The following is an 11,787-nucleotide window of genomic DNA, read 5'->3' as shown; positions in this document are numbered from 1 at the left end:
TTAATTTTGCTCCGACTTACCATAGAGGTACCAGGGAGGTACCAGGGTCGTGGTTTATACGGTTTAAACCGTATAAACTCCGTTTGAACCCCGTATAAACCCCGAGCCTGGTATGAATAAATAACAAAACAGGGGCTGCCTTCTGATAGCTGGCAGCCCCTGTTAAAGAAAAAATGGTTTATTTCAGATTTCACTCAACATCGCGGACACACCTAACAGAAAACCCTACCGTTTTATGCCAGGCATCCCTAACGATATTTCTTCCGTCAACCCTCAAACCCCTCCACCAGGCGGTGGTTTCGTCTCTTTCTGTTGCAGACCAGAAACGACCTTTTTCCCATTCTCCTTCAAAATTTCCATATTGTTTGAGATACCCCGCAGGAAGTCCGGAGAATCCAAAATCATCGGAGCCCGAGAACTCTTGAATCCAACTCCTTTTCCGAATCATAAGCTTTGAACCAATATCCTTACCCCTGCCCTCTGGCCCGGAGAGGTCCCAAACCGGATCTCCAATCCCAAAACCGGAATCAGCATATCCTTCAAGGTATTTCCAGTCGTCATCGGTAGGGACTCTCCAGCCAGTTGGGCACAGTCCCCTTTCATCGACAACGGCATACCAATTGTATAATCCACCGAGTTTGTCCAACACCCCCTCCCCGTGATAGAACCAGGGGTACATTATGAAATAACTCGGATACACGGAATAGGCTCCCTGGTTCGTATTCGACCATTGGAAATAGGAAAGATCCGTTATGATGGGATCGCCATTGCTATAATGGGAAACCTTCAGGTTTTCGGCCATCCAAATCAGATTTCCCAATTGTACGGCCGGGTATTGGTTTCCATCAATGTCCGTCATTTGATAACCCGGTCCATCATATTGAAATGAGGACATAGGCCCAAAAACAAAAAAACCGGATTCGGTTCTCACCACAGGCCTGAAATAATAGAACTGATTTCCCTTGAGGGCAGGTCCTTCCAATTTTGAGGAGAATTCCATTCCTTCGACTTCCACATCCAGGTTCAGGCCATTCTTATGCAAGGTAGATGATTCGCTTAGCCCAAAACGAAAGCCGTACTCCACAATCGCATCGGAGCTTTCAATGACTTTTGCTTTGAGCGTGACCCCATCCGCATTAATATCAGAAACACTTGGGGAAAAAACGAATGGATGTGAATCAGCCAATAACTCAGCCTTCTCCTTGCAGGAAGCCAGTAAAAACACTAAACAAAGGAAAAATAGCCATCTCATAATTAAAAACTAAATCCGGTGAAAAATTGAATTCCCGCTTTGTTCAACAAAACTGACATAGGATTATCATCCTTTATAGCATTGAGACGAAAGAAGCGCATTTCAAAGGAAACAGCATTGCGGCGACTGAAGCGGTATTCGGCACCAAAACCTGCCACAAGACCCAGCCCCAATAAATTTGCTGAATTAACATCGGGGATAACATCGGTAATAATGATATCCTGGGAAAAGAAGGAAGTATAATAATCTGTTTCAGCTTTCAAGTCATAAGAAAAAATTCCCCCGCCATTCAAGAATGGCCAAAACTTGCCTCGATTGGCGGTGTATCTTATGAGGAAAGGAACCTCCAGTGTTGTTGAGATCATCACCAGGTTTCGCTCAAATTGATCTTCACGGCTGAGATATGCTTCAGCCATCTGCACAAGGTTGGCACCAAGGTGTGCAGAGAAGCCCGAATAGAACAGGGGTTGGTCAATGAAAGCCCCAATAATCCACGACGAATAAACTCCAAAGTCAAAAGTGCCACCACCGAAATCGTAGCTATTTTTTGACAAGGAAACATCTCTTGCGCTGAAACCTGCCTGAATACCCAGCCGGGTGGCTGGAAAAGGGATGGGTGAGCATTGGTCAAACTTTTCCAGAAAATGAGTCAACGACCTGGGTGAATACCTGGTATGCTTCAGGTTTTGGCTGGCATAGCCACAATCCCCGGTTTCCCGCTCCAGAAGATCCCTGAAGGTTAGCTCGGGGTTTTCTCCATTGCGCTTCGGCAACAGAACCATTGGGCTTCCCTGCCTTTGGATAAAATAGGCCTTTAAATTCCTTCCCTGGAAAACATACAATGAAACATCCCCCTGGTGCAAGCGCCTGAGGAAAACCTTTTCAACCCTGTCCACAATGTTAACCTCGGCAGACACATAAACGGTTCCATTGATCCCGTATTCATTGATGTTATTGGGGGTAAACACAAGTGTATCCTTCCCTTCAACAACGTAGCAGAGCCTCGCATTTGATTTATGTCCACGGTCCACGATTTTTACCCCGGATTGAAAAAGGGTATCAGTGGCATAATAGCTTTCCTGCGCCAGCCCTGCAAAAGGTTGCCAGCAAAGGAGAAGACACAGATACCAGCGTTTAATCATAATTAATTAATTCAGCCTGATTGCAAATACTTTAAAACTTTTTTCAAGGAACAAATATCATAAAACTGTATAAATTTAGAGATGCAATTTAAAGAATATTTTCAATAAACAGAAAAAAGCAATCAAATATTTATTCTTTAAACATTCTTTAGCATTAAAAACAAAAAAAGGCCGCCATTAGAGGCAGCCTTTTATTTCATTGAGGGATAGGCCTTAATGTTTCAGATCGTGATGCTTGGAATAGAGGAAGCGCTTGATCTTCTGGGTGGGTGTTTTTTCGAAAGGATCTGGTTGCTCCTCCATCGAACTGATGCGCGAAAAGCGGTTCATGGTCGCATTGACCTTATCACGAATTTCATTCAGTTTCTCATCAACAACCTTACCCATCCGCTCCTTATAGTCCTGTGCGGAGTCTTTTAAATCCTGGTAGCGTTTTTCAAGCTCTTCGTAATTGAGGTGAACCTTGGCCACCAATTGTCCTTTAAGTTCATAGACCAGTGACTCAAGCACCAGGTCTTCTCCATTGATCAGGGCTTCGATCTCTTCGGGGTAGATGTTTTCGCCCGAAGGCCCCAGTATCATATTCTTGAGGCGGCCCTTGATGTAGAGGTAATTGTCTTTGTCGAGCACGCCCAGGTCGCCGGTCTTGAACCAGCCATCCTTGGTAAATACTTCTGCGGTTTGCACAGGATCCTTGTAATAGCCCATCATTACGTTGGGACCTTTGGCCACGATCTCGCCTTCACCGGTATGGGGATCAGGATCGAGGATCTTTATCTCCTGGTTGGGCAGGTTGAAGCCCGTACTGCGGTATTTGGTTAGTTTAGGAGAGCAACCGGCCAGCAAAGGCGATGTTTCGGTAAGGCCATAACCGATGGCATAGGGGAATCCTGCATCGCGCAGGAAACGTTCAGTTTCGGCTGACAGCTTGGCGCCGCCTATGCCAAAGAAGTGCATGTTTCCGCCAAAGGCGTTATAGATTTTCTTTCCGGCTACTTTGTGGAAGAACTTTCGCATTAACCTGACCTTCATCATGCCGCGCATCATTTTGCTCTTATGCAGTTTAGGCTTTACCTGGCCGTTGTAAACCTTCTCAATAATGAGGGGAACGGTAAGCATCATCGTGGGTTTTACCTCTTTCATTGCAGGAAGCAACACGGATGCGGTCGGAGGTTTTTCGAGGTAATACACCACGGCGCCGCCGATGAAAGGAATGATAAAACCTATCGTGCATTCGTAGGTATGAGGCAGTGGCAAAACCGAAAGGAGCCGGTCGTTGATATCCACATTCTGGATGCCCAGGGTATTGATAGCATTGGACACCAGGTTCCGGTGGCTAAGCATGACACCTTTGGGGTTTCCTGTTGTGCCTGAGGTATATAGAATGGCAGCCAGATCCTCTTCAGCCGGAGCCGGGAAATCAGCATTGGGATCCACTTCTCTGAGGCCATCCTTTACTAGGATAATCCGGTCATTCTTCAGTTTCTCAAGACTGATCGGGGTCAGCGTATCAAGTAAGAGACCCAGATTAACTGAAGCGGGCAGGTGTTTATTGATTTTTGCTGACAGTTTTTCAGAAACAAGAAGGGCTTTAGCCTCACTGTGAGCAATAATTTTATTAATCTCTGGCTCATTAAAATCGACGAGGATTGGGACTACCACAGCCCCCATACTGGTTACTGCCAGGTAAGCCACCCCCCAATGGGGCATATTCTGGCTTAACAGGGCTACCCGGTCGCCTTTCTGAATGCCGTTATCTGACAGCCATGCCATGATTTGCCTGGCCAGTGATCGAACCGTTGCATAGGTAAGCGCCGGTCCTCCTACAAAAGAAAGGGCAGGACGTTCTGAAAAGAGGGTCGCACTGGTGTCAAGCGCTTCACGAAGGGTCTTGACTTGTTTGTTGTTCATGTGTGTGATCATTTATACTACAAAGTTAATCAAAATAGCTAAGTCCTAAAATGTTAGGGTGCTTTACAAAAGGTTAACTCCAATGACCGGAAAATGTTTATTTTTTCCGGCCTGCAACCTGATAACATTTTTTGCCACTCTATTTTCAGACTCATCGACATAAAACGAAGAGCCATAGGCTGGTGAAGGGACTGGGTGCACAAAAATCTATAAATAAGAAAATTGATTTTTTCGTTTGAAACAAAAAAAACGCAGGCAAACGTCATGTTTACCTGCGTTTTTTTAACAAAAATTATAACCTTTGATCAAAGGGTCCGCAGAAAGATTAAAGCAGGCTGTAAGAAACAGCGACGCCCACAGTAACCACCGAAGCCATAGTCATCAGTTTAATAAGGATGTTCAGACTGGGACCTGAGGTATCTTTGAAAGGATCGCCCACGGTATCGCCAATGACTGCGGCTTTATGGCTTTCAGAGCCTTTGCCACCGTAATGTCCTTCCTCAATGTATTTCTTGGCATTGTCCCAGGCACCCCCGGCATTGGCCATAAAGATAGCCAGGGCAAAACCAGAGGTGATGGTTCCGATCAACAGTCCAGTAACCCCCGCCACCCCAAAAATGAGTCCTACGATAACCGGTATCAAAAGTGCCACAAATGAAGGGATCATCATCTCGCGCTGGGCGCCTTTTGTAGAAATCGCCACACAACGGGCATAATCAGGTTCAGCTGTCCCTTCCAGGATGCCTGCAATGGTGCGGAACTGGCGGCGTACCTCATCGACCATTTTCTGGGCAGCGCGGCCAACAGCATTCATGGTCATCCCGCTGAACAGGAATACGCTCATCACACCCAGGAATACCCCCACCAACACCTTGGGGTTCATCAGGTGAATCTCGTAATGGTAAATAAAGTCGATAAAGTTGGCATACTGAGCTTCCACAGCGCCTTCCTTGCCATTGATGAGGAAGTTGGGCTGGTCGAGAAACTTGACGTACATCATCTTGATCTCCTCGAAATAGGCAGCAAGCAAGGCCAGAGCAGTAAGGGCTGCAGAGCCTATTGCAAAGCCTTTACCCGTGGCGGCAGTAGTATTGCCCAGGGAGTCGAGGGCATCAGTACGGCGGCGCACCTCAGGACCCAGCTTTGACATCTCGGCGTTTCCGCCGGCATTGTCGGCAATGGGGCCGTAAGCATCGGTGGCAAGTGTGATCCCCAAGGTGGAAAGCATTCCGACAGAGGCAATGCCAATGCCATATAAACCCATATTGAGCGCACCGGCATCGAATGTAAAACCAGAAGCAAATAAATAGGATAAGGTAATAGCGACCACGATAATAGCCATTGGAATAGCTGCGGAAATAAAACCCGTACCAACGCCCGCAATGATAATGGTGGCAGGCCCTGTTTCACTTGCCTTGGCGATGCGTTGTGTGGGTCCATAAGCTGAAGCAGTAAAATATTCGGTCGATTGCCCGATACCGATTCCTGCGAGAAGACCAACGACAATAGATCCCCAAAGCCCAAGGTAATTATCAAAGCCCAGCAGGAAAAGAATGGCAAGAGAAAAGACCACGATGAGGCCGGCACTGGTATTGACACCGATCCCAAGTGCCTTGAGGAGTTCCTTTTGGGTAGCTCCTTCACGGGTGCGGACCATAAAAACCCCGGCAATAGACAGCAGTGTGCCCACGGCAGCAATAAGCATTGGAGCCATGACGGCATTCATCTGCATTTCATTGCCAAAACCGGCAAAAGCTGCAGCACCCAACAGGGCGGTTGCCAGAATGGAACCGGCGAAAGATTCGAACAAGTCGGCACCCATACCGGCTACGTCACCGACATTGTCGCCTACGTTATCAGCAATGGTTGCAGGATTTCGGGGGTCATCCTCAGGAATGCCAGCTTCGACCTTACCCACCAGGTCGGCACCCACGTCGGCAGCCTTGGTATAAATACCCCCGCCCACACGGGCAAAGAGCGCCTGGGTGGAAGCTCCCATTCCGAATGTGAGCATGGTGGCAGTGATCGTCAGCAGTTTGAAACCGGTCTCAGCCTCGGGCACAGCCAGGTTAAGGACTATAAACCAAATGGAGATGTCGAGCAGCACGAGGCCGACAACAACAAGACCCATGACGGCCCCGCTTCTGAAAGCCAGCCTGAGACCTCCGTTGAGAGATTCGCGGCAGGCATTGGTAACCCTGGCAGAGGCATAGGTGGCAGCGCGCATGCCAAAGAAACCAGCCAGCCCGCTAAAGGCCCCACCAGTTAAGAAGGCAAACGGAACCCAGTGGTTCTGAATTCCCAGGCCAAAGGCCATGATGCTAAAAATGGCAGTCAACGCCAAAAAAACCAGAAATACTACTTTGTACTGCTGTCGCAAATAAGCTCCAGCACCGTCCCTGACGTGTTTGGCAATCTTTTTCATCATGTCGGTCCCTTCGCTGTAGCCCATCATCTGCTTAAAAAAGAAAAAGGCAAACAACAAAGCTGTTACTGAACTCAGTGGCACTAACCAAAAAAATACAGGCATTTTTCCCTCCTTTTAAAGTTTAAGTTGTTATTGGTTAATAGTGGCATTAATAGTGGCCAAAAGTAAAAATTATTTAATAAAATGGAATTGGTTATGCATATAAATCTGTTTTTTTTTGCAATTAAAACCTGCCAACCAAAAGTCAAAGCCATGACATCAAATGGGGGAATCTGGGAGAAAATCATGAAATTCTCATAAAAATAAGCTAATTTTGTTGTCAACGGATTTTCGGGGTTATGCCCTTTTCTTGACTAAACAGGCATCTGAACAGGACCATGAAGAAAATTCAACTTGAAGTTCTAGGAATCTCATACAGCCAATCGCAGGCCGGGGCTTATGCTTTAATTTTAGGTGAAACCGGTGAAAAGCGAAGGCTCCCAATCATCATCGGTAGTTCTGAAGCACAGGCTATTGCTATAGAACTGGAAAAGATGAAGCCCAGCCGGCCCCTTACCCACGACCTTTTCCGCAATTTTGCTTCTACCTTCAATATTTTGATCAATGAGGTAATCATTTACAAATTCAGCCAGGGGATCTTTTTCTCCAAACTGGTTTGCCATGATGGGAGCCGGGAAGTGGAGATCGACTCGCGTACTTCTGATGCGGTAGCCCTGGCCGTACGTTTTAATTGCCCGATCTATACCTACGAATCTATTCTTAAAGAAGCTGGTATGGTTTTGCAGGATGAAAAAGAGGAAGCGGGAGTTGAACCGGTCCCCCGCGAGAAAATAACAACTGATGAAGAATACGGCCAGCTATCAGTAGGCGAACTGGAAACCATGCTGATGGCCGCCATTGATGAGGAAGCATACGAACGGGCCTCAAAAATCAGGGATGAGATCGAACGGCGCAAAGGCAAAAAATAATTTTATTGATAAAGATAAAAAAACAGATTGATCTCCTTCCAAAGCAAAAAAATTGATAGGTTTGCATCCTGTCCGAAAGGACAGGATTTTTTCGTTAAGACACATTCCCATTTAATCTGATTCTGATGAAAAAGACCCTGAATTTACTGATGGCCTTCCTTTTAGCGTTTCTTGTTTTTCAATCCACCGGCCTTTCTGCGCAAGGTCAGGAACAAACCTCCCCTGATCAAGTCGAAGAACAGGTTGAAAACATAGAGCAAGCCATGGAGCAGGCTGTTTCAGGTGAAGCAGCGGAGGATACAGCGGTAACAGAAGGTTTACCGGCAGCGGTGGCTGAAGAGCTTCCACAAAACACTGTTGCCAATGCCGAAAAAATTTATGAACAGGGCTTCTCTCTCAGGAATCTTTTCAGAGGCTTGCTGGGGATGATCTCCCTGGTCTTTATTGCCTGGATTTTCAGCGCTAACCGCAAGTCAATAAACTGGAAGGTTGTGATTATTGGGCTGGCCATCCAGGCTTTACTTGCATTCAGCATTTTACAGATCCCACCGGTGCAGCATTTCTTTGAATTTGTAGGAAAGCTTTTTGTCCTGGTGCTGGATTTCACCAAAGCCGGAACTGAGTTTTTATTTGGGGGATTCCTGGATACTTCAAAATACGGATACATCTTCGCCTTTCAGGTGTTACCCACAATCATTTTCTTTTCAGCACTGACCAGCCTGTTATTTTACCTGGGCATTATTCAGAAGGTAGTATACGGGCTTGCCTGGCTAATGACCAAAGCTATGGGGATTTCAGGGGCAGAAAGCTTGTCTGTTGCCGGCAACATTTTTTTGGGGCAAACCGAGTCACCGCTGATGATTAAGGCTTACCTGCCCAAAATGAACAAGTCAGAGATGCTGTTGGTGATGACTGGGGGGATGGCCACCATGGCAGGGGGTGTTCTGGCCGCCTATATCAGTTTTCTTGGTGGTGATGACCCTGTACAGCGACTGATCTTTGCCAAGCACCTGCTAGCGGCTTCTATTATGGCGGCCCCAGGCGCGGTGGTCATCTCAAAGATACTGGTACCCCAAACAGAGAAAATTGATGAAAATGTGGAGATCAGCAAAGACAGGATCGGCAGCAACGTGTTGGACTCCATCTCTAACGGTACGTCGGAAGGGCTTAAGCTGGCTGCGAACGTAGCTGCCATGCTAGTAGTATTCATTGCCTTCATCGCCATGTTTAACTTTATTTCCGGCAAAATCGGCGACTGGACCAATCTAAACGGCTCAATCGCCAACCTCACCGAGGGACAATACACGCGCCTGTCCCTGCAATTTATCCTTGGCTATGCCTTTTCACCCCTCATGTGGCTGATTGGAGTCAGTGGCCCCGACATCACCCTGGCCGGTCGTTTGCTGGGAGAGAAAGTGATCATGACGGAGTTCATTGGCTATGTGAGCCTGGCTGAGCTGAAAGCGGCCGGGGCCTTTGCCGACCCCAAATCCATCATTATGTCCACTTATCTTTTATGCGGGTTTGCCAACTTTGCCAGCATCGGGATACAAATTGGGGGCATAGGATCGCTGGCCCCGAATCAACGGGTGTTGTTGTCGCAATATGGGATGCGGGCACTGCTTGGAGGTACCCTTGCGGCCCTGATGAGCGCCACGATGGTGGGGGTAGTCCTGGGATAAACCATAGCGTTATCTGATTTTAAGGCAGCATCTGAAGGCCTTCTTGGTTATATTCTTTTTCCGCGGCTTCGTTGGGAACCTTTTTGTCATTGAATGAATTTTTACTTTTCGGTTAATAATTGAAAAACCTGTAAAAGAAGAATGTTTTTTGTTCAGGGCTTTATATTGAATGGCCGTTAACTGATAAAAAATGATTTGATTTTTAAAGGTCAAAAACCTAACTTTGGATAAAAGGAATCAGTATGCGCCCCTATCTCGAGCTCTTGAATTATGTATTGGAAACCGGCACCAAAAAAGATGACCGCACGGGTACGGGAACCTTAAGTGTGTTTGGTTATCAGATGCGGTTTGACCTAAGTAAAGGTTTTCCTGTAATCACCACCAAGAAACTGCACTTGCGCAGCATCATCCATGAGTTGCTGTGGTTCCTCAAGGGGGACACCAACATCAAATACCTGAAAGAAAACGGGGTAAGCATCTGGGATGAGTGGGCAGATACAGAAGGCAACCTGGGCCCTGTATACGGGGCGCAGTGGCGAAACTGGCAGGCCGATGGGCGTACCGTTGACCAGATCAGCCAATTGATTGAACAGATTAAACGAAACCCTGATTCAAGGAGACTCATGGTTAGTGCCTGGAATGTAGGCCAGATCGAACAAATGGCGCTTCCCCCCTGCCACGTGCTTTTCCAGTTTTACGTGGCTCAAGGCAAACTTTCATGCCAGCTATATCAGCGCAGTGCTGACATTTTCCTGGGCGTGCCTTTCAATATTACCTCCTATGCATTGCTCACCCTGATGATTGCCCAGGTTTGCAATCTCGAGCCAGGCGATTTCGTGCATACCTTCGGCGATGCACACTTATACCTGAATCACCTTGACCAGGCTCGCCTGCAACTCAGCCGTGAACCCAGGCCTCTTCCAAAAATGCACCTGAACCCGGAAGTAAAGAATATCTTTGACTTTAAATACGAGGATTTTTCCCTGGAAGGCTACGACCCCCATCCGCATATCAAGGCTCCTGTTGCAATCTGATAATTGATTTAGGATTGGTGAATGATGATTTATGATTTATGATTTAGAAAAACCCTAAATCAAAAGTCTTTTTTCCCTGCAAGCAAAGGCAGGAGGGCTTGTTTTTAAATCAAATTTCCACTCTTCCTTTTAAACAGGGCAGAACTATTTCCCCGCCTTTATACTTGCTGCTTTAGCATAATACCCTGCCATTATTACCTAAATACCTGAAAATATGGCCTGTGCATAATTCGGGGATTAATTAAAAAAATATTTTTTCAAAAATCCTTGTGTGATATAAGAAAATGTTTTATCATTGTGATATCATTTTAATATCACATGCCATGGAAAAAGAAAAACGCTTGTCACCCTACCTGGGCTACCTTGGACTGTTGGTTGCCCTGATTCTTCTTGCCGGACCCATTTTTGCGGCTATCAAACTACAGAACCCCTGGTGGTTGTTTATTTTACTTCTGGATGTTCTTTGCTGGATCGGTTTGCAGATCGTTAATCCCAACGAGTCAGTTGTGCTGGTTCTTTTCGGGAATTACAACGGGACCATTAAGCGCAACGGGTTTTACTGGATCAATCCCTTTTACAGCAGAAAAAAGATCTCGTTGCGTGCCCGTAACCTGAACAGTGACCCCATCAAGGTGAACGATAAGTTAGGGAACCCTATCATGATCGGCATTGTACTGGTTTGGAAGGTGGAGAACACTTTCAAGGCCGCCTTTGAAGTGGATGACTACATTCGCTTTGTTGATGTGCAGAGTGAAGCTGCCATTCGCAAACTTGCTGGAGCCTATCCTTATGACAATTTTGATGATGAGGAGTCAGAGATTTCGCTTCGCGCAGGGGGTGAGGAAGTCAACCATGAACTGGAAAAAGAATTGGTTGAACGGCTGGCCATTGCGGGAATCCGGGTAATTGAGGCACGCATTGCCTACCTGGCCTATGCATCCGAGATTGCCGGTGCGATGTTGCGCCGTCAGCAGGCTACCGCCATTGTGGCTGCCCGCCAGAAAATCGTCGAAGGCGCAGTTTCAATGGTGGAGATGGCTCTGCAACAATTGTCCGAAAAGGACATCCTGGAGTTTGATGAGGAGAAAAAAGCCGCGATGGTAAGTAACCTCATGGTTGTGCTTTGTTCAGACAAGGATGCAAGCCCAGTGATCAATACAGGAACCTTGCACCAATAAACGGCTTATGAGTAAAAAGAAGCCATTTGTTTTGCGTCTGCAGCCAGAAATGATGGAGGCGCTGGAGAAATGGGCTGCTGACGATTTCCGGAGTGTCAACGGCCAGTTGGAGTGGATTATTCACCGAGCCCTGAAAGAGGCCGGGAGGAATAAACCATCCAAGGTCAAGCCAAAGGAAGAAGAAGAATAAAA

General features: G+C 46.8%; 9 protein-coding genes. 5 read left to right on the top strand and 4 right to left on the bottom strand.

Annotated elements, in window-relative coordinates; genetic code table 11:
* Window positions 1-190: 190 nt before the first annotated feature.
* The 4 genes from V2I46_04845 to V2I46_04830 form a co-directional block, all read right to left on the bottom strand.
* Entirely contained in the window at window positions 191-1,252 is a 1,062-nt protein-coding gene (locus V2I46_04845; protein ID MEE4176818.1) for a fibrobacter succinogenes major paralogous domain-containing protein, read from the bottom strand.
* A gap of 2 nt (window positions 1,253-1,254) precedes the next feature.
* A complete protein-coding gene (locus tag V2I46_04840; GenBank protein ID MEE4176817.1) occupies window positions 1,255-2,394 on the bottom strand; it encodes an outer membrane beta-barrel protein in 1,140 nt (379 codons plus the stop codon).
* 213 nt (window positions 2,395-2,607) lie between these two features.
* A complete protein-coding gene (locus V2I46_04835; GenBank protein MEE4176816.1) occupies window positions 2,608-4,305 on the bottom strand; it encodes an AMP-binding protein in 1,698 nt (565 codons plus the stop codon).
* Between the two features lie 325 nt (window positions 4,306-4,630).
* Window positions 4,631-6,835, bottom strand: a complete 2,205-nt coding sequence (locus V2I46_04830) for a sodium-translocating pyrophosphatase (protein MEE4176815.1) — start codon at window positions 6,833-6,835, stop codon at window positions 4,631-4,633.
* 275 nt (window positions 6,836-7,110) lie between these two features.
* Here V2I46_04830 and V2I46_04825 point away from each other — a divergent pair, with 275 nt between their 5' ends.
* The 5 genes from V2I46_04825 to V2I46_04805 all read left to right on the top strand — a co-directional run bounded on the left by V2I46_04825 (window position 7,111) and on the right by V2I46_04805 (window position 11,785).
* A complete protein-coding gene (locus tag V2I46_04825) occupies window positions 7,111-7,701 on the top strand; it encodes a bifunctional nuclease family protein (protein MEE4176814.1) in 591 nt (196 codons plus the stop codon).
* 125 nt (window positions 7,702-7,826) lie between these two features.
* Window positions 7,827-9,383 (top strand): nucleoside transporter C-terminal domain-containing protein, encoded by a 1,557-nt coding sequence (locus V2I46_04820; protein MEE4176813.1) that lies wholly within the window; start codon window positions 7,827-7,829, stop codon window positions 9,381-9,383.
* A 242-nt stretch (window positions 9,384-9,625) separates the two neighbouring features.
* Window positions 9,626-10,417 (top strand): thymidylate synthase, encoded by a 792-nt coding sequence (locus tag V2I46_04815; protein ID MEE4176812.1) that lies wholly within the window; start codon window positions 9,626-9,628, stop codon window positions 10,415-10,417.
* Window positions 10,418-10,740: 323 nt separating this feature from the next.
* Entirely contained in the window at window positions 10,741-11,595 is an 855-nt protein-coding gene (locus tag V2I46_04810) for an SPFH domain-containing protein (protein MEE4176811.1), read from the top strand.
* Between the two features lie 7 nt (window positions 11,596-11,602).
* On the top strand, window positions 11,603-11,785 hold the full coding sequence (locus V2I46_04805) for an Arc family DNA-binding protein (GenBank protein MEE4176810.1): 183 nt from the start codon (window positions 11,603-11,605) through the stop codon (window positions 11,783-11,785).
* Window positions 11,786-11,787 lie beyond the last annotated feature (2 nt).

The organism is Bacteroides sp., from assembly GCA_036351255.1.
Classification (GTDB): domain Bacteria; phylum Bacteroidota; class Bacteroidia; order Bacteroidales; family UBA7960; genus UBA7960.
Note: the sequence above shows the minus strand (reverse complement) of the source record. Positions and strands in the feature narration are given on the sequence as shown.